Origin of the sequence: Flavobacterium cupriresistens, assembly GCF_020911925.1 — a bacterium.
GTDB classification, from domain to species: domain Bacteria; phylum Bacteroidota; class Bacteroidia; order Flavobacteriales; family Flavobacteriaceae; genus Flavobacterium; species Flavobacterium cupriresistens.
Genome location: NZ_CP087134.1, coordinates 5185648 through 5210950, shown reverse-complemented (window position 1 = coordinate 5210950; position 25303 = coordinate 5185648). Strand labels below are relative to the sequence as shown.

Below are 25303 nucleotides of genomic sequence, written 5' to 3'. Positions count from 1 at the left end.
TATTTTTTAGCTTCGTTTAAAACATTGATTTTCCACTGTTTGTTTTTTTGTGGATTACAGTTTCTTTTTAAGTAAATTTACTATAGTTAGATTTTCTTCTTGCAATCATTTGTAAATCAATGGTTAGTGTTGTTTTTTGTTTAGGCTTTTACCTAGTAATTAATCGGTTTTTAAATATTTTCAATTATGAATAAATTAAATACTTCAGTTGTGTTTAAAACAAATTTCAGCAAATCTGTTGCATTTCCAAGTTTAGCAATAATTATCGCAATTTCTCTATGCTGTGGTTTTTTCTCCACTGAAACGGAAGAGGTCTTCAATTTTATAAAAGAGTTGGTTTTTAAAAATCTGAGTTGGTTGTATGTGTTATTAGTGACCGTTTTTGTGTTGTTTCTAATAGGGTTGGCTACCAGTAAATTGGGGAAAATTAAACTGGGTCATGACGATTCGGTACCGGATTATTCTTTTTTCTCCTGGGTAGCAATGCTCTTTGCGGCCGGAATGGGAATTGGGTTAATGTATTTTGGTGTCAGTGAAACGATGTCGCATTACGCAACTCCCGCTAATGCTAATTTAGCCGTTGATCTTCGGGCCAAAGAAGCACAATTGTACACTTTCTTTCACTGGGGGTTTCATGCTTGGTCTATTTATGGTGTGGTAGGATTGTCGTTGGCTTATTTTACGTACAGACATAATTTACCACTTGCAATTAGAAGTGGTTTTTATCCGATGTTAAAGGACAAAATACATGGAAGATTTGGTGACATAATTGATGTTTTTGGTTTGTGCAGTACTTTTTTCGGAATTACTACAACGCTTGGTTTTGGAGTTGTACAGTTATGTGCCGGATTGGTAAGCCTTAAAATTATTCCGGATACGGATTTTAAATATCAAGTTGCTATTGTTTTAGTTGTAATGGTAATCGCAGTTTTTTCGGCAATCTCTGGCTTAGGAAAAGGAGTGAAGAAATTAAGTGAAATGAATATACTGCTGGCTGTACTATTGATGTTGTTTATATTGGTATTTGGACCAACAATTTATATTTTAAGCACTTTTACAGAAGGGTTGGGGTATTATATCAGTCATTTTATATCGCTTACTTTTAACACCTATGCTTATGAAAAAGGCAGCCAGGAGTGGTTTTCTAAATGGACGATTTTATACTGGGCTTGGTGGATTTCTTGGGCGCCTTACGTAGGATTGTTTATTGCGAAAATTTCTAAAGGAAGAACAATCAGAGAGTTTATTTTGGCTGTTTTGTTTATTCCTGCCTTTTTTAATTTTTTGTGGATGACCGTTTTTGGAAGCAGTGCCGTATGGATAGACGAACATGTAGCTCATGGCGCTTTAAGTCAATTAGCCAATAACCCAGATACTTTATTGTTTAACTTCTTTAGTTATTTCCCTTTTACGACGCTTTTGAATGTTTTGTCGATACTAATTATCTGTGTGTTTTTTATCACTTCTGCAGATTCGGGTATTTTTATAATGAATGGTATTGCTTCAAAAGGGGCTATTAACTCGCCTAAATGGCAAAGTGTTTTTTGGGGAGTTCTATTGTCGCTTTTGTCTTTAAGTTTGTTAAGAACAGGTGGATTAGCCTCATTGCAGACAATGACGCTTATATCGGCCTTACCGTTTGGAATTATAATGATTTTGTTGTGTTATAACTTATGGAAAGCACTTGTAGCGGATAATGAATACAGTATTAAAAAATATTCCCACGGAAGTTTAAATTGGAATAACAATAATTGGAAAGAGCATCTCGAAAAAATCCTGACGTTTTCTGAAAAGAAAGATGTGCACAGATTTATTGACACAACCGTGAAAAAAGCATTTATAGAATTAAAAGCAGAGTTAGCCAACAATAATGTCGATGCGAATATCAATTCATTTTCATCGCCTCAACACGCGATTGAATTGGAAATCAAATTTGATCAGTTGCGAAATTTTAAATACGGTGTAATGGCTCAGGCACTCACTATTTCGGAAACTTTAATAAACGAAAAAAATAGCCCCGACAGTGATTCAGAAATTACATTTCATCCGATTACTTATTTTGGAGATCACAGGATGGGATATGATGTTCAATATTTAAGTAAAGATGGAATCATTTCAGATGTTTTAAGGGAATACGAGCGGTTTTTAAATCTAAGTTCTGATCGGGATAATGATCTGATTATGAAACCAACCAATTAGAAAAAAATAAAACTCAAGTTAAAAAATGTACAGCAGTAAAAATGAAACACAAATAGTATTGAGTTTAATAAGAAAAAGAGAAACCCGTTTTTATCAGCGTTTTTGCTATTGCAAATCCGTATAATCCGTTTCCAATTCTGCATAATCTTTGCACACGGATTGAACAGATTCGTTATCACGAAGACGCAGATTAAAACGGATTTAAAATTCTTTGTATTAAAATTTAAACAGGTACTTAGCTATGTTTTTGTTGGGAATTTCACCAATTGGCACCAATTTTTTTTGCCACTGATTAAAAAGATTTGCACAGATTATTTAATCATTGTAATCCTTTAATCTGTGGCATTTTTTTTGCTTATAAGCCTGCGAAGTTAGCGGCTCCTTGGGAAAGTACTAAACGCCCTTTATAGGAATCTTTAGCAAAGAAATAATTCATGTAAATTGGTGCAATTGGTGGCAAAAGATCAAAAAAATAAACCCGCACTGTTTCGGACAAGTGCGGGTTTAAACAAATTAAAAGCTAAAAACTATTTTTATATTAGAAGCAGTAATCGTTCTCTGCAACTAATTTAGAAGTAATAACCTCTCTCAAAGCTACTACATTTGGATTGTTTGTATATTTTGTGAAACGTTTAAGTCCCATTAACATCATACGTTGTTCGTCACCTTCAGCAAAAGAAATGATTCCTTCTTTTCCGTTTAAGTTTACGATGTCTACTGCTTTGTACAAGTATAATTTTGCCATTGCAATTTGCTCTTGAACTTTAGCTTCACCCTCTTTTTTGGCTAATTTTTCAGTTCTTAAAATAGTACTTTCAGCCATGTAAACTTCGATTAAGATATTAGAAGCTGCCATCAATAATTGTTGGTGTGAATCTAAATCCGGACCGTATTTTTGAACAGCACTTCCGGCAACCATTAAGAAAACTTTTTTCAGGTTGGCGATGATTAATTTTTCTTCAGCAAATAATTCAGAAAAATCAGGAGTATCAAAAGATGGGATTCCCATTAATTCTTCAGAAACTTTCATAGCTGGTCCTAATAAATCAACGTGACCTTTCATAGCTTTTTTGATCAACATACCAACAGAAAGCATTCTGTTAATTTCGTTTGTTCCTTCGTAGATTCTAGCGATACGGGCATCTCTCCAGGCACTTTCCATTGGAGTGTCTTCAGAGAATCCCATTCCACCAAAAATCTGAATTCCTTCGTCAGCGCAAGCTTGTACGTCTTCAGAAACTGCTACTTTCAAGATTGAACATTCGATAGCATATTCTTCAACACCTTTTAATTCAGCTTCCTGGTGAGAAGTTCCTTCCGCTTCACGGGCAGCAATTCTGTCTTCGATATCTTTTGCAGCTCTGTAAGAAGCACTTTCGCCTGCATAAGCGTTAGTAGCCATTTCAGCTAATTTAGCACGAATTGCTCCAAAGCTTGAAATTGCAGTATTAAACTGAATTCTTTCGTTTGAATATTTTACAGCATTTGCCGTAACTCTACGTTGTGCATCTAAACAAGCTGCAGCCAATTTAATACGACCAACATTCAAAGCATTCATTGCAATTTTGAAACCGTTTCCTCTTTCAGACAACATGTTTTCAACCGGTACTTTTGTATCGTTGAAGAAAACCTGACGTGTAGAAGAAGCACGGATTCCTAATTTATGTTCTTCTTCATTCATTGAAATTCCGTTAGCCGGATCATTTTCAACGATGAAACCTGTAATATTTTTATCATCTCCAATACGAGCAAAAACAATAAATACGCTGCAGAAACCTGCATTCGAAATCCACATTTTTTGTCCTGTGATCGAGTAGTATTTTCCGTCTTCAGATAAAACAGCTTTTGTTTTTCCTGAGTTAGCATCAGATCCTGCACCCGGCTCAGTCAAACAATAAGCTCCAAACCATTCTCCAGAGGCTAATTTAGGAACGTATTTTTTCTTTTGTTCTTCTGTACCATAAAGGGTAATTGGCATAGTTCCAATTCCTGTATGAGCACCAAAGGCAGTTGAGAAAGAACCTGTAGCTCCTGAAATGTAGTCACAAACTAACATAGTAGAAACAAATCCCATTCCTAATCCACCGTATTCTTCCGGAACTGCAACTCCAAGAAGTCCAAGTTCACCCGCTTTACGCATAGAAGATTCAGTGTATGCATAATCTTTCTTTTCGAAACGATCTTTATGTGCCCATAATTCTTTGTCTACGAACTCTTTTACAGAATCACGCATCATTAACTGCTCTTCCGAGAAATCTTCCGGTGTGAAGACATCCTCGCATTTTGTTTCTTTAACTAAAAACTGACCACCACGGGTTACGTTTTTTTCGATAGTATCTGCCATTGCTTATGTTTTTTTGTATGTTTTTTGTTTCTGATTATTCTCAATATTGTCATTCCGACGAAGGAGGAATCTCCGCGACAATTATCCGTACCGATTATCAATCTTTATGGAGTTACTTACGAAGATTCTTCGTTCCTCAGAATGACAAAGTTTGCGAATACTATCTTATAATACCTCGTAAATCCCCGCAGAACCTTGCCCAGTTCCAACACACATACTTACGATTCCGTATTTGTTACCTCTGCGTTTCATTTCATCAAATAACTGAACAGAAAGTTTCGCTCCTGTACAACCTAGCGGATGTCCTAAAGAAATCGCACCTCCATTGACATTGATGATCTCTGGATTAATATTTAATTCACGAGTAACTGCTAAAGCTTGAGAAGCAAACGCTTCGTTTAATTCAATTAATTCGATATCGTTCAAAGTCAATCCAGCTTGTTTTAATGCTTTTGGAATTGCTTTTACCGGACCGATACCCATAATTCTAGGCTCAACACCTGAAGAAGCGAAGTTTACTAATCTGGCGATTGGCTCAAGATTTAATTCTTTCACCATATCCTCACTCATGATTAAAACAAAAGCAGCTCCGTCACTCATTTGAGAAGAGTTACCGGCAGTTACACTTCCGTCAGCAGCAAAAACAGGTCTTAGTCCTGATAATGCAGCAACAGATGTTCCGGCTCTTGGACCTTCGTCTTGTTTTACTACGTATGATTTTGTTTCTTTTTTACCATTTTCGTTAATGAAAGTCTGCTCAACAGTAATTGGAACGATTTGTTTGTCAAATTTTCCTTCTGCCTGTGCTTTTAAAGCTTTCATATGAGAATTGTAAGCAAACTCATCCTGATCTTCTCTTGAGATTTTATATTGGTTGGCAACCGCCTCAGCAGTTAAACCCATTCCCCAGTAATAATCTTCATGACCTGCAGCCGCTACTTTATAATCCGGAGTTGGTTTGTAACCTCCCATTGGAATAAAACTCATGCTTTCTGCACCACCTGCAATAATACAATCAGCCATTCCCGATTGAATTTTAGCAGTAGCCATTCCGATAGTTTCTAATCCGGAGGCACAGTAACGGTTTACAGTTACACCAGGAACATCTTCTACTTTTAATCCCATTAAAGAGATCAAACGTCCAACGTTTAGTCCTTGTTCTGCTTCCGGCATGGCATTTCCTACCATAACGTCATCGATACGTTTTTTGTCAAAATCAGGCAGTTCGTCCATCATAAACTGAATGGTTTCTGCAGCTAATTCATCAGGTCTTTTAAATCTAAAAACCCCTTTTGGTGCTTTTCCTACCGCAGTACGGTAAGCTTTAACGATATATGCTGTTTTCATTTGATTTGTTTTTTAAGAGTATAGAAAATAGAGTATAGAGAATAGACTGTTGTCTGAAATCTATATTCTTTTCTCCTTGTTCTATTTTCTAATTACGAAGTGGTTTCCCTTTAGTTAACATGTATTGAATTCTTTCCAATGTTTTTCTCTCTGTACAAAGAGATAAGAAAGCTTCACGTTCGATATCTAACAAATATTGTTCAGATACTAATGTTGCTTCAGATAAATCACCACCAGCCATAACGTAAGCCAGTTTGTTTGCGATTTTCTTATCGTGCTCAGAAATATATTTACCGGCTTCCATTTGGTCTGTTCCAACTAAGAACATTCCAAGAGCTTGTTTTCCTAATACTTTCACATCAGTTCTTCTGATCGGTTGTGTATAACCTGCTTCTGCCATTAACAAAGCATGCTTTTTGGCTTCAGCAATCTGACGGTCTTTGTTTACTACAATGATATCTTTACCGTGTTGTAAAAGTCCAGTGTCAAAAGCTTCATAACCTGAAGTTGAAACTTTAGCCATAGCGATCGTTAAGAAATATTCTTGAAGAACATTTAATTCCACATCGTTTTTGCGGAATAAATCAGAAGCTCTTAAAGCCATTTCTTTAGATCCACCACCACCAGGAAGTACCCCAACTCCGAATTCAACTAATCCCATGTAAGTTTCAGCAGCAGCTACGACTTTATCAGCATGTAAGCTCATTTCGCATCCACCTCCAAAAGTCATACCGTGAGGTGCCACAATTACGGGAATTGAAGAGTAACGTACACGCATCATAGTATCCTGGAATAATTTGATCGCCATGTTTAATTCGTCGTATTCTTGTTCAACCGCCATCATGAAAATCATACCGATATTAGCACCAACAGAGAAATTCGCTGCTTGGTTACCAATTACTAAACCTTGGTATTCTTTTTCAGATAAGTCGATTGCTTTATTGATAGCAGCAAGTACATCACCACCAATGGTATTCATTTTAGATTGGAATTCTAAGTTCAAAATTCCATCTCCTAAATCTTGGATAATTGCACCACTGTTACTCCAAACTTTTTTGCTTTCGCGAATGTTGTTTAGGATAATGAATGAATCTTGTCCAGGAACTTTTACTTGAGATTTTGTTGGAATGTTGTAGAAATAAGTGGCTCCTTCTTTTACAGAGTAGAAACTTTCACTTCCTGACGCTAACATTTCAGTAACCCATGCAGCAGGTGCTAAACCTTCTGCTTTCATGATTTCGATTCCGTTGGCAACACCAATGGCATCCCAAATTTCGAATGGACCATTTTCCCATCCAAAACCAGCTTTCATGGCGTCGTCTATTTTGTATAATTCGTCTGAGATTTCAGGAATTCTGTTTGACACATAAGCAAACATTCCGGCGAAACTCTTACGGTAGAATTCTCCTGCTTTGTCTTTTCCTTTTACCAGAACTTTAAAACGATTGATTGGTTTATCGATAGTTTTAGTTAATTCTAAAGTAGCGAAAGAAGCTTTTTTAGCCGGACGGTATTCTAATGTATCTAAGTCTAGAGAAAGAATATCTCTGTCTACTTTTTTGTAGAAACCTTGTCCAGTTTTGCTTCCCAACCAATTATTTTCCATCATTTTGTTGATGAAATCAGGAAGTTTGAACAATTCGTGTTGTTCGTCGTTCGGACAGTTTTCGTAAATACCGTTGGCAACGTGTACCAAAGTATCTAAACCAACAACGTCAACAGTACGGAAAGTAGCTGATTTTGGACGACCAATAACCGGACCGGTTAATTTATCAACTTCTTCGATTGTTAATCCCATTTCTTTTACTAAATGGAATAAACTCTGAATTCCGAAAATACCAATTCTGTTTCCAATAAATGCCGGAGTATCTTTAGCAACAACCGAAGTTTTTCCTAAGAATTTAGATCCGTACTCATTTAAGAAATCCAATACTTCAGTTGAAGTTTTTGGGCCAGGAATGATTTCGAATAATTTTAAGTAACGCGCAGGGTTAAAAAAGTGTGTCCCACAGAAGTGTTGTTGAAAATCTTCACTTCTTCCTTCGCTCATAAAGTGAATTGGAATACCGGAAGTATTAGAAGTAACTAAAGTTCCCGGTTTACGGAATTTTTCAATTTGTTCGAATACTAATTTCTTAATATCCAGACGCTCGACAACAACCTCAATAATCCAATCTACGTTGGCAATTTTTGCCATATCGTCTGTCGTATTTCCGGTCGTAATTCGGTTTGCGAATTTCTGACTGTAAATAGGAGAGGGTTTAGATTTTAAGGAGTTTGCTAAATGATCGTTTACCAATCGGTTACGAACTGCTTTGCTTTCAAGTGTTAATCCTTTTTTAGCTTCAGCTTCTGTCAACTCGCGCGGTACGATGTCAAGCAGTAAAACTTCAACACCAATATTAGCAAAATGGCAAGCTATTCCTGAACCCATAATTCCGGATCCGATTACAGCGACTTTTTTAATTGTGCGTTTCATACGTAGTTAATATTTTGTTTTTTTATTTGAATTTGAGTTTACTTATTTGAATTAAGATTACTCATTTTCTGGTTTTTCCGTTTGATTAAATATATTTTTATCCTGAATTAATTCATTGATGATTTCTGATACTTCGATAAAATGTTGCATCTTTTCGTCAGAAACATGTTTTCTTACCGTTTCATTAAATTTTAAAACAGTATTTTTGGATAAGTCTCTTTTCTCTTTTCCAAATTCGGTAAGATAAATTAAGACACCGCGACCGTCCGTTGGGTTTTTTTTGCGAACAATAAGACCTTTCTCTTCCATTGATTTAAGCGTCCTGGTTAAGCTGGTCGCTTCCATTCCCATTCTTGGTCCAAGAGCTGTTGAAGGCGTACCTTCTTCTTTGTCGATACTCAAAAGCGCAAACCCGGTGGCCATGGTGGCATCGTATTTAGCAGCTTCTTCGTTGTACATTCTTGATACGGCTTGCCATGTAGCTCTCAAAATATAATCTATTGTTTTGTCTTTCATATGTAACTATATCGATTTCAAATATAATCAAAAAATACTATGCATGCATATAATTTTAAGATAAATTTTTTGTTAATAAAAAAATATCTCTGAATTAGAGTGGTTTAGGGTTGTTTTTTATTTGAAATATACTATTCTTTTTTTGAATTTTAATAAATTTAATTGGTTTGTAATTTGTTTTTGGCATTCAAAATAATAATGATTCTTTTATTTAAGGTAATTTTTATGAAATATTGAATTTGTATGATGAAATGTTTTCCGTAAAATGAAAAATGTTTGTTTGTGAAATGCAAAATGTTTCGTACAAATGAACCATTTAGAGACATACCACGAACAGGCGCACCACGAACAGACGCACCACGAACAGGCGCACCACGAACAGACGCACCCCGTAGAGACGCACCCCGTAGAGACGCACTGCTGTGCGTCTCTACAGCAATTGGAATTTGGAATTTAAAAATTTGGAATTTCATCTACTCGTATCTTTGCAACGCTTTCGCGAGTATTCTTTTCATGCGATCTCTGAGATTTTCGGGGCTAATGATTTCAATTCCATCACCGAAGCCCAATAGTATACGTTCCATTTCATAATTTGGTGAAAGGAATAAATGTATAATAATACTTTTGTCCTCATTCTCTCTAATAAGTCGTTGTGTTTGGTGTAAAGGTTTTGTCAGTACATAGGGCGCATTTATGGCATCTATCCAGAGTTCAATTTTTCGGGGTCTTGAACCTGTATTTACGGTAACGCCGATTACATTTTTATAAAATAATTCGGCATCAAAATCTTCTTCGATATAGGGGAGATTAAAATCATAATCTATAGAAACGATTCTGTCCAAAGCTAAATTAGTGATGGGAGCAGAGCCTTTTCGTTTTCCAATTAAAAACCATCGGTTGTTAAATTCTTTCAATAAAAAAGGATGAAAATTGAAGGTGCTTTCTTCTGTAGATTTGAATGATTTATAGGTAAGTACCAAAACCGTTTTTTTAATAATGGCCTGATAAATTTCATCGAGATAATGGAGTCCTTTTAGTCCTTCATTTTTATCCAGATAAATTACAGGTTTTGTATGTGATTTTTCGGCGTAAATTTTATCTTCCAAACGTTGCAGTATATCCGATACATCGCTAAACAAAGAAAAGTCTTTAAATTGTTTCAGCATCGAAACGGTTTCGGTGAGCACATTGATATCGGTTTCCGTAAGCGGAATATCAGTTATAGAAAAGCTATCCTCTTCATACTTATAATATTTCTTTTCATAAACAACGATTGGTGCGTTGTATCCCAGTTTTTCACTGCGCATCATCTGAATGTCGAGCTGCACGGTTCGTTTGCTTACCGGATTTTCTTTTCCTTCATATTCATACAGAGCATCAGAACAGGCATTCATTAAGTCCTCTAAAGTCCAGGTTCTATAAGAATTTTGCAGGCATTTGTCTATCGTTTTATATCTGATGAGAGCATTTTTGTTTTGAGCCATATATTATTTTGAATTTTTTTAGGAGTGGCAAGCTGTGACGTGTTAGTACTACACATTTATACGACGAATCTTACGATCAAAAATAGAGATTAAATTTTACTACGCAAAATTGTTGCGCAATACAGATGAAAAAGAAATGTTGGTGTAATATTCGGGATGTTATGGATACTCCGTTTAGGTTAAACGCATTTCGACTTTTCTGGTCTTTAAAGTAAAAAAGATAACGATTAGTTAAATTGTTTGTTGTGTAGGAAAATAATGCTGAATTTTGATGTAATTAATAGATTGTCAAATAGTTAAAATTATTATTATGGTAGTTGTACACGAAAAATTGCGCGTAAAGTTCTTAGAGCATCAAGTAATGAAAGATTTTCATGAAGATTGTGGTGCATTGTTTCCATGTAACTGGAGCAGGTATGTTTTCTCTCCTGATGAGCTTGATAGTATACTCACGAGATCGCTGAAGTTTTACAACGGTCCAAATCCTGATAAGAGGAAGCTAGCCTGGCTTACTTATATCGATTTGGTGGGACATATGGTGCTGGCGCGTGAAATTGTAAACCGACGCGCTTTGTTAGGTTTTTGTATCCTTAATAATCTGCTGTTTGATTGGGAAGACGATTTGTGTTCCTTGGAGACAATGGATGAGCTAATCGATGAAATCAACGATATTGTACTCGATTTTTTTTCCGAAAAGTTCCAACATCAGGTATACAGTTCCTGGGTTAATTGTGCCTATTGCTATTTTATAAACAGAAGGTTTGAGATTAAGGAAAAAGTATGTAACAGTTCGGAGGAAATGTTTCATTTTTTCAGACTTTCGGATGGGGGAATAGCTGCCTATTTAATTGCGCTTATTTCCGTTTATGACGACCGTGATTTGCTGCATATTGTGGCTCAGGAATACACACTGAATCTGCTCATGAAACCTTTTATGTATGTAAATGATGTTTTTTCTTTTAATAAAGAAATTACAGAAGAAGAATTGGCAAATCAGTTGATGATACTGCTTGCCGGTACAAACCTTTCTCTGGATCAGATTCTAAAAAAGATGTTAGTTGAAATTACCCACAATATTGACAGTCTGAAATTACTCTTTCCTGAATTTTACGGTGTTTTTATATTTTGGTTAAGAGGGAATCTGGAATGGTCTTATGTTTGTAGCAGGTATCATAAAAAAGAGTAGTAATAGGGCAAGTGAGTCGGCCATTTAGCAGATAATGGCAATAACAATTGATTCTAATCGACAGCTTTTTTTACTTTATAAAATAGTTGGACGAAAAGAAGGAGAATGTAGGATTTTGTAATTGGTTTATATTTAGTGATTTAATTCCGTTTTGGAATAGGTTTTATAGTAAGTTGTCTTAATTTGAAAATGATTATTTATAATCTTTTTTTGATTAAAAAAAACATATACTTTTGAGGACCAAAAACAAACAATATTAAATGAGGAAACTTTACTTCTTACCCCTTTATTTTCTTTTACTTATCACTTCTTTAGCACACGGATCCGGTAACAACAAAAACAATAATTATTTTAGCGAAAACGGGAGGGATTTAGTTCTGCCTCCAACAGTTAACTTTACTTTTACCAATGATGGTGTCTGTTCGGGAACTCCGGTTACTTTTACTCCGGTGATAACGGGCAGTGGTCCTTTTAAATATTTATGGGATTTTGGAGATGGAACGACTTCTACAGATCGTAATCCTAACCATAATTTTGAGGCCCGTGGATGCGGATTTCAAAATTTCTCTGTGAAATTAACCGTTACAGACGCAAGTGGAGGAGTAAGTTCTCTAACAAAAAATGTTTCGGTTAAACAAAAACCGGATTTGAAATTTGTTGATGTAAATTCGCCTGGATCCAAGAATCCTTTTGAGCGATGCGGTGATAATAATTCGAATCCTAAATATACAATTAAGGTTGGTAACAATTCAAATTCGGTATCCTGTATTACCTCTTATAATGTAGATTGGGGTGATGGAAAATTAGAAGATAATGTTGTTTTTCCTAAAACACACGATTATTTGAAATTGGGATCTTATAATATGGTCATAACCGCAATTGGTACCAACAGTTGTAGTAATGCTATCACTTATGTTGTTAAGAATTCGAATAACCCGATCGGGGCTCTTATTGCTCCGGGTAATACCACCAACTTATGCGCTCCTGTTGATCCGATGGATTTTGCAATTGGGGCTTGGGGGCTTAATCCTTCAGATACGCAATATAGAGTAGATTACGGAGATGGTATAGCATTAAACTTTACTCAGGCGCAATTAGAAGCTTCTCCGTATTATAATAGTTTAAATCCTCAGGCTTCACAAAATTTTCCTGTACCACATAAATTTACAAGAGCGAATTGTCCAACTGGAAATACGGTGAGTTTGACTATATCGACTTCTTGCGGAAGTACTTACCTTACAGCAGGTCCAATTATTATTTTAGATGTGCCGGTAATAAGCTTTAATGTAAACTCTATTGCTTGTGTGGATTCTTATACTAGTTTTAATAATACCACTTTTGCCGGGTATACGAATGATTGTAGTACTTACAATGTTTATACTTGGGATTTTGGAGATGGAAGCGCGCCTTCTCGTGAGGTTAACCCTTATCATATTTATACAAAACCCGGAAAGTATACGATTAAACTATCAGCTCAGACTCCTTGTGGAATTGGATCTTCAACGACAAGAACCATATGTGTTGAGCCAATTTTAGATCCCAATTTTACTTATGGTAATGCTTGTGCTTCCAGTGATGTTGCAATTACCAATACAACGGATACGAGTTTAAGTTGTGGTACAGAGAGCTATTATTGGGAAGTTACCAATTATTATGAAGGTTATTGTGGAAAAGAAACACCGCCAGGATTAGGAAAAGGGCGATGGAATTTTACAAATGGAACGTATCCGTATTCAAAAGATCCGGTTTTTAATTTTACGTTGCCAGGGACTTATTCTGTGCGATTAACCACAGTAAATTCTTGTGGAATTAAGCGTTCTATAAGTAAAGCAATAGAGGTCAAAAAACAGCCTGTTATCACTTTAGATCCTATTTCAGATTTTTGTAAGTCTGCAACCATTAGACCTGTTGGAAAAGTATTGGAAACTTGTTCTCCAAGTACTGAGATTACGTATCTCTGGAGTTTTCCGGGAGGAAGTCCAGCCTCATCGACATCATTAAATCCGGGATCGATAAACTATACGACGAGCGGAAATTACCAAGCTACTTTTAGTGTTACCAATAGCTGCGGAACAACTACAAAAACGGCTAATTTCTCGGTTAACACGGTTCTTTCGCCAATTATACAACCAAAAACTGCAAAAATTTGTAGTGGAAACAGTTTTAGAATTGCTCCGGTTACAGACGGGACAGATAATGTTCCTGCAGGGACTACTTATGTATGGTCCAATCCGGTTGTTTCACCGGCGGGTGCTGTGAGCGGTGCTTTCGGACAAACTTCTCCGGTAGCAAGTATTAGTCAGACCTTAACAAATAATACTCCCAATCGCGCAACGGTTACCTATACCATATCGCCAATATCAAAAGTTTGTCCGGGACCAGATTTTACCATTACAGTTATTGTAGACCCATTGATAAATGCAGGTGAGATCATACAGAAAATTACTTGTAACGGATTGAGTGATGGTGCCATCAGTTTAAATGTAGTTGGAGGTATTCCTTTTACAACAGGAAAACCTTATACATTTAGTTGGGCAGGTCCAAACGGATTTACAAGTACAGATGAAGACATTTCTAATCTGAAATCAGGATATTATTATTTAACAATTAGTGATAATGGGAATTGTCCATTTTCTAAAACGTATTATGTTGAAGAACCTGGTTTGTTTCAATCATCGGGATACAAAAATGATATAACTTGTTTTGGAGCTGATAACGGAATAATTAATGTAAGTCCAACCGGGGGAACAAAACCTTATACTTTTGTTTGGACAAAGGATGGAAACCCTTATAGTAATAATTCAGGTAATTTAAAAAATTTAACCAAAGGAGTTTATAAAGTTACCATTACCGAAGTTAATAATTGTAATGTATTAGAAGATACGTATACCATTATAGAACCACCATTATTAAAAGCAAGTCTGGTAAAACAGGTTGATATTTTATGTTATGGAGACTACACAGGAGAAATCACGGTAGATGTTGTTGGAGGAAGAGGCAATGAGACTGCTCCAGGTGTTTTTGAATATTATTACAGATGGACGGGTCCGAATGGATTTAATAGTTATTCTAAAAATTTAACGAATGTTGCGGCAGGAACTTATAATTTAACGGTTACTGACAATTCAGGTTGTACTGATGTATTAGAGGTTAAATTACTGCAAAACGATGAAATAAAAATAGACTATACCAAAGGCGAAATTGCCTGTTATAATTATTCAGATGCTTTCATAAAGATAAAGAGTATTACCGGAGGAGTTCCGTTTACAACAGGAGAACCGTACCTTATAAAATGGAGCAATTTAGGGACCGGATACGAACAAAATAATTTGTCAGCCGGAAGTTATTTAATTACCATAACAGATGCTCTGACTTGTACAAAGGAATTTCCTATAGTCATTGATAATGCGCCCGTTTTTTCTATGAATCCTGATGTAAAACAAATCTCTTGTTTTGGAGAAAAAGACGCTCATATCAGACTAAATCTTTTTGGAGGTAAGGCTCCCGTGACTTTGGTTTGGGCTGATGATGCTACAGCCGGTATTGAACGAAATAATCTTGGACAGGGAAAATATACCGTAAAGGTTATCGATGCTAAAGGATGTAAATTTGAAGAAGAGTTCATTATTGTAGAACCTTTATTATTAGAATTAAATGCAGATGTTACAAATCCGCTAAGCTGTACAGAAGCCAATACGGGAGGAGTAAATTTAGTAGTAACCGGAGGTACCCCTCCATTTATATACTCTTGGTCTAACGGCGCAACAACTGAAGATCTGGAAAATCTTATACCGGGTAATTATACCGTTAAAGTTACCGACAAAAACGGTTGTCAAAAGTCTGGATCCTGGAAGATAACCAGATTCGAGCAACTTACTCCGAGCATAGAAGTATTGACCGATTTTAATTGTGACACCAAATATGTTAAACAAACCTTTGTCGGACATGTAAAAGGAGGTATTCCGCCTTATACATTAAGTTGGTCTGACGGTGTAATTAGCGGCGTTAATAACGAAATAATGAATACTGAAAATAATGGATTAATTATATTCAGTGTGAAGGATAGTTTCGGTTGTATAGCAGATTTCCCATACAATGTGAACACGCCGGTTTTAGGTACCGCTGATTTTTCTGTGAGTTCTTATGGTAAAGACATTTATGATTTGTACTCAATTTACGACCCTATTTTGTTTACCAATTTAGCAACCGGAGATTTTACAGCAGTTTCATGGGATTTTGGAGATGGTAATTTTTCAGATGAGGTAAGTCCAAAACACAGTTATACCAGAGTAGGGAACTATACTATAAAACAAACTGTAACCTATCCTTTCGGTTGTGAGTATGTTTACACCATGACAATTAAGGTAGAAAAAGGATACAGTCTAATGATGCCTAATGCCTTTACACCTAATAATGATGGATTAAATGACAGTTTTGCACCTTTATTTCTTGGTTTAGATAATATAACATTGGAAGTTTTTGATACCTGGGGTGGAATGGTATATTCCGAAACGGGTACAAACATCAGCGGATGGAATGGAAGAGTAAAAGATTTAGTGGCCGAAAACGGGAACTACTACTTCAAAATTACTGCTAAAACATTCTATAAACATACGGTTACAGAAAAGGGCGCATTCACTTTAATTAAATAAAAGCAACAGATTAACAAAATGAAATTAAAATTACTTATTACAATTATTACATGTTGTTTTTATTCTAAAGTGACAGCGCAGGACCCAATTTTTACCCAATATTTCTTAGTTCCGGAAACTTTAAATCCAGGTTTTTCAGGTTTTATGGAAACTACTTATGCCGGAATTATACATCGCGAACAATGGCCGGATCTTGACCTGAGAGTAGATACCGATTACGCCTTTGTGAATACCTGGAGTGAAAGTCTAAATAGCGGTCTTGGACTAAGTGTTCTAAATCAAAGAGAAAATTTAAGCAAATACAATTACACACAAGTTAATGCCAATTATGCCTATAGAGTGAGAATAAATGACGATTGGTATTTCAGACCCGGAATTGAAGCCGGTTTTGGATTGAAATCATTCGCGTTTCAAAATTTATTACTCGAAGATCAGATTAACATTCGTACAGGAGCCGTAAACAGCAGTTCTGCAGATCCGTTGTTACGTAATGATAAAGTTAACTTTTTTGATGTTTCTGCCGGAATGGTTTTTAATACCGATGCCCTTTGGATCGGATTATCGATGAAACATTTAAACAGACCTAATATTGCATTCAGTGGTGATGAAAATGTGCCCCTGGAGACTTTTTTCTCTCTAAGTTCGGGATATGAATTTCGCGTAGCTGATTATATAGATGTACAGTTTTTTCCGTATGAAACCAAAATGTTTGTAACTTCCAACTATATGCAACAAGGGCGTTACAATAGATTGGATGTTGGAGCTTCGGTACTTTTTGAGCGAATGTTTTTTGGAGCTACTGCCGTTACAAATCCTTCTAAAAATGGTGCCAAAAGAGATTTGCTTACCTCTGTAAATCTTTTTACAGGATTGCAATACGAGCATTTGAAACTAGGTTTTTCGTATGACATAAATACTTCCGGTATCGGAAAAACAGGGGGTGTTTATGAACTCCTTTTAACCTATCAATTTAATTTGGACAAAAAATGTTTTGGTTGTCCGAATTATGCAGGGAATTAAATAAAAACATTACCGTAGAGACGCACTGCTGTGCGTCTTTACAATGCGTATTTACAACGATGACGTGATTATAACAATATATTCACAACAATAAAATTTCTCGTTTAATATTCTCTCGGGCCTCTTTTTCAAATTGATGTCTAAATTCCTCTGTCTGAAATATATATTCATTTTCTAAAAAATGTTCCAGTGCCTTTTTCCTGCCGGGATTGTATAGAAAATCAGGATAGATACGATACTCCTTTCTAATCTGGTTAAAGTAGATTTGATAATCATTCCAATCTTTAGCAAGTATTTTTAAATCAAAATCAATAAGCCAATTGATATCTTCAATGTCATTTTGCTGGTGGGATTGTGTTGCACAAATAGCATCAAAAATTAAATTTTTATTCAGTAGAGACGCACTGCTGTGCGTCTCTATTTTCAATGCATATTCGGCACTTTTTAGTTCATTATCCTTTCGTGTGGCTTTATAAATGTAGTCGTGGTAGAAAATACTAAACAAAATTTCATCCGGATTTTTGAGACGATTTTGATATTCATCAAACAATTCAATCATTTCTTTCAAATGATTTAAATTATGATAATGCCTTGATTTGTCGGAATATGCTTTTTCTAAATCAAGCCACAAAGCCTCAATTTCATTAGCGTTAAAGCCAATTCGGCTAAACAAATCGGTATACTTTTCTTGTAAATTCATATAAGAGATTTAATCAAAAATACAATTTTTATTTCACTACGCAGAATAATTGCGTAGTGGTTTTGAAATCTTTGTTCAAGAAATAAAACAAGTTCATAGAAATAGAAATTGAGTTGATCAGGTCAAGTGTAAGTTACTTCGAAAACTTTCCAAATTTACTTGTACAATTATCTTTTAAACTCAAACATACAATTGGGGCAGTAGCTCAGCGGTTAGAGCAATGTTAGTTTTGGAATTACCTCTAAAAGGCCAATTAAAACTTACTTCCGCCTGTCACGCCATCGGTCGTGGGTTCGAACCCCACCTGTTCCACAATTAATGGTCAAATAAAACGTACTTCAGAACACGGCTAATTTCGGTTCGAATCCGAACAAGTTTTAGAATTATCATTAATAAAACAGAGGGTCAAGATTAACTTACTTCTTCGCGGTAACCCGCTCCCATTAGTTCAGTTAATCCATTACCCTCAAATTTAAGGTCAAGTGTTTCTTACTTCAAAATCTTTAGGGTAGAATCAGAAACACCATTATCTAAATTTTTAAAATAAAAAAAATGAAAACAAAAGAAGTAGTAAAAATCAGTTTACGTCAAAATGCTATTTTTATTCCAAGTGAATACATAGCTAATGATATCAAAAAATTATCGGCAACAACATCGGTTTTAGCAGCCAATGTTTCCAAACTCGGATTTACCTTTTCGGAATCCTTATTGCATGCTTTAAACAATGTAAGCCCAAATTACAAAGTGGATGTTTTAGAGGTTTTAAAAGAGGTTTTAGGAACAGGGAAAAACTGGACACCTTTGGTTAAAGAATGGAATATTCCAACAGGAGAATCTGTTTTTGATCACGTAGCCACTTTTTTTGCTAATGTTTTTAATAGAACCAACGGTACGGATTTGCCATGTGGACATATCATTCCCGATCATACTTTCCCTTTAGAAAGATATAACGGTTGCCCGTTTTGTGGTACTCCATTTGAATTTGGTAAAATCGAAAAGTTCGGTCAGGGAAGCAAATTAAAAGTGCTTGAATTGTGGGATGAAACAGCCTTGGAAGACTTTTATAAATCGTTATTGCAATCTAAAACCGCTTTAGACGCAACGCAGGTCGAAAGCTTAAAAACAGCTATGAAATACTTGCCTTTACCAAAGGTAGAGATCGGGATCAAAGAAACTTTGATGTTGGTGATCGATGTTTTAATTGAAAACGGTCAGGCTGAAAATGCGACTCCCTATTTTAAAACACCAACTGATATCTTACGATATTTATGGTTTAAAAATACTGGTTTATTGCAAATTATTGAGCCAAAAACAATCGTAAAAAGAGCATCTAAAAACGGACAACATTTCAATTTTGGTGCAGATCAAAGCGCACAGTCTAAAGTTTTGGCTAAAAAAGATTTGAAACTTAAATATTCGAGAAAAGAAGGTTTGATGGTCGCTTCCTGGTTAAATCATTTAGATATGAATGTTGAGGCTATGTGCGAAATCATGCATCCAAAAAGAGGAATGTGGGTGCGTTTTATAAGAGCGTTGCGTTTGGCTGAATACAGTAAAAGAAAAGGTTTTGAAAAATTAGCCGATTTATTAGATGTATTTTACAACCAAACCTATGAAGTTTGGCAAAGTAAAGTTACTACAGCCCGATTAAAATTTGACGCAGCTAAAACATTTGACTTATTGAAACAAAGTCCGGGTTTGTTTGCACGTTCGTTATTTTCGAATATGCTTTGGTTTGGTGCAGACGAAACGATTACACATTTTTCTGAAATTATCGATAAAGTTCCGGCAAGGTTGATTTTCACATTGAATATGTATGCACAAAATTACTTTGATAAAAACATGCAAAGAAGTGTGAAACCTTTGGGCGGAACTAATAAACGGGTAAACCCAAATGCCTTGTTAGGATTGTATGACGAATTGCAATTAGAAGAGATGAAAAATCAGATTGAGGATTTGTGTATTTTGGCTATGAAAAAAAGATTCGCAGCGATTAAAAATACCAATAAAACGATCTATATCGATTCGCAATTGTACAACATACCAGTTTCGATTGGAGACCGAAGCGATTCTGTTCAGGATTTACCAGTAGCTTTAATGGGAACCCGTTTTCCGATTGAAGGCAACGAAGTGCGATTGTTTATGCAATGGGGTGTAGATTTACCGGCGCAACATTTGGATATGGATTTAAGCTGTCATATCGCTTATGAAAACAGTGCCGATATCTGTTCTTTTAGCAGATTATCAACAAAAGGTTGTCAGCATAGTGGTGATATCAGAAGTATTCCGAATAAAATTGGAACAGCTGAATACATCAACATCAACATAGACGAATTGGCAAAAGCCAACGCAAAATTTGTAACCTTTACCTGCAATGCATATAGTAACGGAAGTATTTCGCCAAATCTCGTTGTAGGCTGGATGAACAGTAAATATCCAATGAAAATTTCGGAAAGAACCGGAGTTGCTTACGATCCGTCTTGTGTAGATCATCAGGTTCGTGTGACACAAAGTGCTGCGAAAGGTTTGGTTTTTGGAGTCTTGGATGTAGCCAAAAGAGAAATCGTTTGGTTAGAGATGACTTTCGGAGGTCAGGTGGTACAAGGATTGGACTTTAAAGGAGTTCAGGCATTGTTAGCAAAGTTGAACAGTAAATTAAATATCGGTAGTCTGTTACAATTAAAAGCGGAAGCTCAAAATTTGACAATCATCGACGATGAAAATGCTGATGAGGTGTACAACGCACAATGGGCAATGAACGCTGCTGCGGTTACACAATTATTAATAGATTAGAATGGAAACCACGAATTTTTAAGAGTTCGTGGTTTTTGCTATTATAAATAGGACGTTCCCAAGGGATTGAATTTTGATGCGTGTTATTTTTTCAACGTATTGAAATCCGTTGCTGGAATATTTGTCGTTCCTATGGAACTGAATTTTGATGCACGTCATTTTTCAACGGATTAAAATCCGTTGCTAGAATATTTTTCATTCCTATGGAATTAAATTTTGATGCACATTATTTTTCAACGGATTGAAATCCGTTGCTATAATATTTTTCATTCCTATGGAATTGAATTTTGATGCGTGTTATTTTTTCAACGTATTGAAATCTGTTGCTAGAATATTTTTCATTCTTATGGAATTGAATTTTGATGCGCGTTATTTTTCAACGGATTGAAATCCGTTGCTATAATATTTTTCATTCCTATGGAATTGAATTTTGATGCGCGTTATTTTTCAACGGATTGAAATCTGTTGCTATAATATTTGTCGTTCCTATGGAACTTAATTTTGATACACGTTATTTTTCAACGGATTGAAATCTGTTACTAGAATATTTGTCGTTTCTATCGAACTTTTTTTGTTTTTTACTTCGTAACTATAGCAAATTAAAATTCATGTTATCCCATATTTCTTTTTTGAAGATTATTAATTATAAAAAACACCATTTATAATCTGGTAAAATTTAGGGAATATTGTTTTATTTACTATATATCGTCAAAGCAAGTTCCATCGGAACGATTTCATTTTTAGCAACGGATTTTAATCCGTTGAAAAAATAACAAGCATCAAAATTTAGTTCCGTAGGAACGGCACATATAATATGTTTAACAGTTAGAATAATTTAAACTACGCAAAATAATTGCGTACTTGATTTTGAATCTTTGTTTGAAAGATTAGAACAAATGAATACAACACTTTTACAAGAAATGATTTCCAAAAACTATGTCAAGGTAAACAAACACCCTGAGCATAATTTATATATCTACAATTATACTCAAAATGCACAATTTGAGAGAATATGGAATGAAGTTACATTAAGTTGCAGAGGGCTGATTTTAGATGAAGATTTTAATATCGTGGCGAGACCTTTTGCTAAGTTTTTTAATTTAGGTGAATGTGAAAATCAAATACTTCCTAAATCTTCTTTTGAAGTCTATGATAAAATGGATGGTTCAATGGGAATTTTATATTGGATCGAAGAGGTCCCGTTTATGGCAAGCCGGGGTTCATTTGCCAGTGACCAATCTGATAAAGCAAATGAAATGCTACATGGAAAATATAAGGATTCCTGGTCGCTTTTAGATAAAAATAAAACCTATTTGTTTGAGATTATTTATCCTCAGAACCGTATTGTTTTAGATTACGGAACTTCGGAAGAGTTGGTTTTACTGGCGGTTATTGATACACAATCCGGAGAAGAATTTCCGCTTGAAGACATTGGTTTTCCAATAGTTGAAAAGTACGACGGAATTACCGATATCCATATGTTGTCTGTAATGAATAAAGAAAATAAAGAAGGGTTTGTGATTAAATATTCTAATAACTTCAGAGTGAAAATTAAGTTCGAAGAATACCTTCGTTTGCATCGAATTATCACGCAGGTTTCTAATCTGAATATTTGGGAATATCTGAGAACCAATCAATCGATGGAAGAAGTTTTAGAACGGGTACCCGATGAATTTTTCGACTGGGTGAAACAAACCAAAACCGATTTAGAAAACAAGTATGCCGTAATCGAAAAGCAATGCCAAAAAGATTTTAAAGTTCTGGAATCGGTAAAAGAAACAGCGCTCTATTTTTTGACTTGTAAACATCCAAGTATACTATTTTCGATGCTTAAAAATAGAGATTATTCGCCCATAATCTGGAAAATGATTCGGCCAACATTTGAAAAACCGTTTAATAAAGGAGAAGAATAAAATGAGAAAAGTAATTTTAATGAAAGGATTGCCTGGAAGCGGTAAATCGACTTTGGCAAAAAAGATAATTTCAGAAAACCCTGAAACATACAAACGTATCAACAGAGATGATTTGCGTGCTATGTTTGATAATGGATTTACAAGTCAGAAAAACGAGAAGTTTGTCAAAAAAATTCGTGATATCTTAATCACAAAATCTCTTGAAGAGGGAAAGAGTCTTGTGATTGATGATACTAACTTGTCTGAAACAAATCTTAGACGTGTTTCACAATTGGTAGAAGTATACAACGCAAAATTTAATGAAAAAGTGCTGGTTGAAGTAATAGAAGTAAACACTGATGTTGAAGTTTGTATAGAAAGAGATGCTTTGAGAGCAAAACCGGTTGGAGAAAAAGTAATCCGAAAAATGCACCGTCAGTTTTTCAAAGATTCTCCTGAATACTGTGTTCAAAATTCGGAGCTGCCAAAAGCCATTATCTGCGACCTCGACGGGACTCTAGCCTTAATGAACGGAAGAAACCCCTTTGATGCCAGCAAATGTGATGAAGACGAATTGAATAATCCGGTAGCCAATGTATTGAGAAACTACAAGAAATTAGGTTATAAAATACTCTTAGTTTCAGGAAGAGAAGACGAATACAGAGAACCGACTTTACGTTTCCTGGCAAAACACGAAATCGGTTACGATGCTCTAATCATGAGAAAAACAAAAGACTATAGAAAAGATTCAATCATTAAAACTGAGATTTATAATGAATTTATCAAGGATAATTATTTTGTTGAATTTGTATTAGACGACAGGAATCAAGTAGTAGATACCTGGAGAAATGATTTGAAGTTGCCGTGTTTTCAGGTGTATTACGGGGATTTTTAGGGGAAAGGGGCTTCGACTTCGCTCAGCCTGACAGATGGGGGGAGAAAAGTGCTGAGATTCTGAGGAAAAAAACTTTGCGCTTTTGCGGCTTTGCGAGAAATTTTTGGGAAAGGTTCAAAGGTACAGAGGAACAAAGGTGTTGAGTTACTGAGGTTCTGAGAAAATTTCTTATTAGCACGATTGTCACCCTGAGCGGAGTCGAAGGCTGGTTAAGATAAAAGGGGCTTCGACTTCGCTCAGCCTGACAGATGGGGGGAGAGAAAGGTGCTGAGGGTCTGAGAGAGAAAAACTTTGCGTCTTTGCTTAAAAAAAAATAAAAAATACATGTTAGCAGACATTTTGCTTCTAACATTAAACATTTCACAAGAAAAAATATGAAAACATATATAGACATAGGTATCAACCTAACCAATAAACAATTCCAAAACGATATAGACGATATCGTACAAGACGCAATAGATGCCGATATAACAAAAATGATCCTTACGGGAACAAGCATAAGAAACAGCGAAGAATCATCAAAGATTGCCAAACAATATTCGGGGGTTTTATACTCTACTGCGGGAATACATCCGCATGATGCGAAGAGCTTTGACCATCAGAGTATTTCGAAACTTAAGAATTTATTACAGCAGAAACACGTTGTTTCGGTAGGAGAGTGTGGACTCGATTTTGATCGTGATTTTTCGCCCAGAAACGTGCAGGAAGACTGTTATAAAGCCCATTTAGAATTAGCGGTCGAGATTCAGAAGCCTTTGTTTCTTCACGAAAGAGCTGCTTTTACACGTTTTATGAGTATTACAAGTGAATATTTGCCGAAACTTCCCAAAGCCGTTGTGCATTGTTTTACGGGAACTCTGCAAGAAGCTAAGACCTATCTCGACAACGGATTTTATCTTGGTTTTACAGGAGCAATATCAGACAGTAAACGTTTTGAACATTTAAAAGAAGTCATTCAATACGTGCCACTCGACAAAATAATGATCGAAACCGATGCGCCCTTTATGCTCCCGAAAAATGTTCCAAACAGCCTCTTAAAGAAATACCACGAACGCCGTTGTGAACCTGCATTTCTGCCTTATGTGGCAGGAACGATTACACAGTTTAAAGGTATTCCTTTAGATAAAGTGGCGGAAGAAACAACAAAGAATGCGAAGAGCTTTTTTGGGATTTAAAATTGTAAAAAGTTTTATATAGATTTACAGTAAAAACCTAATATGGAGCAAGAAAATATAGATTTCAAGATACTTACAGATTATATATTGTCAATTAATTTATGTGACGATTTTGATTTTAATTTAATTGAAGATTGGGCAATACAATTTATTAATTTGGGATGTGAGAATGAAGCTCTTTATACGTTAGCTACTTTTTATAAACCCATTAATCTTGATGAAATTATGCCTTATTTAAAGCGTACTTTTTTAGAACTGAACTTAAAAGAAAAGTATAATGATGAAGCTGAGATATGTTATGCACGATATCATTTCAATAAAGTTGTAAAAGGAGAAGATGTGAGAACAAATTTATTTCGTGCTGCAATATTCTGTGATGGAGATGGTCGAAAAACACACCCAGACGAAGAACTTAATTTTGGTGTTCTTAGTGAAATTTGGCTTGATATGAAATATGATGTAGATTATTGGTATAGAGGAGTTAATATTAGTAATATTGAACAAAAAGTTATAGAAAAGTCTAAATGGTGGTTAGAAAACAATTAATAAATTAAGAGAAGTCAAAAAAACAATAATGGATTAAATGATCTTTATCCGATAATAGGAAAGAATAAATTAGTT

16 protein-coding genes and 1 tRNA gene are annotated in these 25303 nt (G+C 35.4%); 10 read left to right on the top strand and 7 right to left on the bottom strand.

The features are described 5' to 3' along the window. Positions 1-186: 186 nt before the first annotated feature. Entirely contained in the window at positions 187-2199 is a 2013-nt protein-coding gene (locus tag LNP23_RS20660) for a BCCT family transporter (RefSeq protein ID WP_230002697.1), read from the top strand. Between the two features lie 538 nt (positions 2200-2737). On the opposite strand, the gene LNP23_RS20655 is transcribed toward LNP23_RS20660, so the two are convergent. The 6 genes from LNP23_RS20655 to LNP23_RS20630 all read right to left on the bottom strand — a co-directional run bounded on the left by LNP23_RS20655 (position 2738) and on the right by LNP23_RS20630 (position 10369). After that, positions 2738-4543, bottom strand: coding sequence for an acyl-CoA dehydrogenase family protein (locus LNP23_RS20655; RefSeq protein WP_047773689.1), 1806 nt, complete (start codon positions 4541-4543; stop codon positions 2738-2740). A gap of 165 nt (positions 4544-4708) precedes the next feature. Beyond that, positions 4709-5890, bottom strand: coding sequence for a thiolase family protein (locus LNP23_RS20650; RefSeq protein WP_047773686.1), 1182 nt, complete (start codon positions 5888-5890; stop codon positions 4709-4711). 88 nt (positions 5891-5978) lie between these two features. Beyond that, entirely contained in the window at positions 5979-8369 is a 2391-nt protein-coding gene (locus LNP23_RS20645) for a 3-hydroxyacyl-CoA dehydrogenase/enoyl-CoA hydratase family protein (protein WP_047773684.1), read from the bottom strand. Between the two features lie 57 nt (positions 8370-8426). Then, entirely contained in the window at positions 8427-8885 is a 459-nt protein-coding gene (locus LNP23_RS20640; protein ID WP_047773682.1) for a MarR family winged helix-turn-helix transcriptional regulator, read from the bottom strand. A gap of 158 nt (positions 8886-9043) precedes the next feature. Next, positions 9044-9358 (bottom strand): pentapeptide repeat-containing protein, encoded by a 315-nt coding sequence (locus tag LNP23_RS20635; RefSeq protein ID WP_230002696.1) that lies wholly within the window; start codon positions 9356-9358, stop codon positions 9044-9046. Next, entirely contained in the window at positions 9359-10369 is a 1011-nt protein-coding gene (locus LNP23_RS20630; protein ID WP_047773679.1) for a helix-turn-helix transcriptional regulator, read from the bottom strand. 310 nt (positions 10370-10679) lie between these two features. Between LNP23_RS20630 and LNP23_RS20625 the strand changes: the two genes are divergently transcribed. The 3 genes from LNP23_RS20625 to LNP23_RS20615 all read left to right on the top strand — a co-directional run bounded on the left by LNP23_RS20625 (position 10680) and on the right by LNP23_RS20615 (position 17227). Continuing rightward, entirely contained in the window at positions 10680-11555 is an 876-nt protein-coding gene (locus LNP23_RS20625) for a hypothetical protein (RefSeq protein WP_230002695.1), read from the top strand. A gap of 260 nt (positions 11556-11815) precedes the next feature. Continuing rightward, positions 11816-16207 (top strand): PKD domain-containing protein, encoded by a 4392-nt coding sequence (locus LNP23_RS20620; protein ID WP_230002694.1) that lies wholly within the window; start codon positions 11816-11818, stop codon positions 16205-16207. A gap of 18 nt (positions 16208-16225) precedes the next feature. Then, positions 16226-17227, top strand: coding sequence for a PorP/SprF family type IX secretion system membrane protein (locus LNP23_RS20615; protein ID WP_047773673.1), 1002 nt, complete (start codon positions 16226-16228; stop codon positions 17225-17227). 82 nt (positions 17228-17309) lie between these two features. Here the strand turns inward: LNP23_RS20615 and LNP23_RS20610 are convergent, their stop codons facing one another. Further along, complete coding sequence (locus LNP23_RS20610; protein ID WP_230002693.1) at positions 17310-17927, bottom strand: HD domain-containing protein; 618 nt, start codon at positions 17925-17927, stop codon at positions 17310-17312. Between the two features lie 194 nt (positions 17928-18121). Here LNP23_RS20610 and LNP23_RS20605 point away from each other — a divergent pair. From LNP23_RS20605 to LNP23_RS20580, 6 genes are all read left to right on the top strand, one after another. Beyond that, positions 18122-18239: transfer RNA gene (locus LNP23_RS20605), tRNA-Asp, on the top strand. A gap of 240 nt (positions 18240-18479) precedes the next feature. Next, positions 18480-20720, top strand: a complete 2241-nt coding sequence (locus LNP23_RS20600) for a hypothetical protein (RefSeq protein WP_230002692.1) — start codon at positions 18480-18482, stop codon at positions 20718-20720. Positions 20721-21616: 896 nt separating this feature from the next. Next, on the top strand, positions 21617-22633 hold the full coding sequence (locus LNP23_RS20595; RefSeq protein WP_230002691.1) for an RNA ligase: 1017 nt from the start codon (positions 21617-21619) through the stop codon (positions 22631-22633). 1 nt (position 22634) lies between these two features. Further along, positions 22635-23507, top strand: a complete 873-nt coding sequence (locus tag LNP23_RS20590; RefSeq protein WP_230002690.1) for a phosphatase domain-containing protein — start codon at positions 22635-22637, stop codon at positions 23505-23507. Positions 23508-23881: 374 nt separating this feature from the next. Then, the gene (locus LNP23_RS20585) at positions 23882-24682 is read left to right on the top strand and encodes a TatD family hydrolase (protein ID WP_230002689.1); all 801 of its coding nucleotides are present in this window, start codon (positions 23882-23884) and stop codon (positions 24680-24682) included. A 42-nt stretch (positions 24683-24724) separates the two neighbouring features. Next, positions 24725-25228 carry a hypothetical protein gene (locus tag LNP23_RS20580; RefSeq protein ID WP_230002688.1) on the top strand — a complete coding sequence of 168 codons (504 nt, stop codon included), beginning with the start codon at positions 24725-24727 and terminating at the stop codon, positions 25226-25228. Positions 25229-25303: the final 75 nt, after the last annotated feature.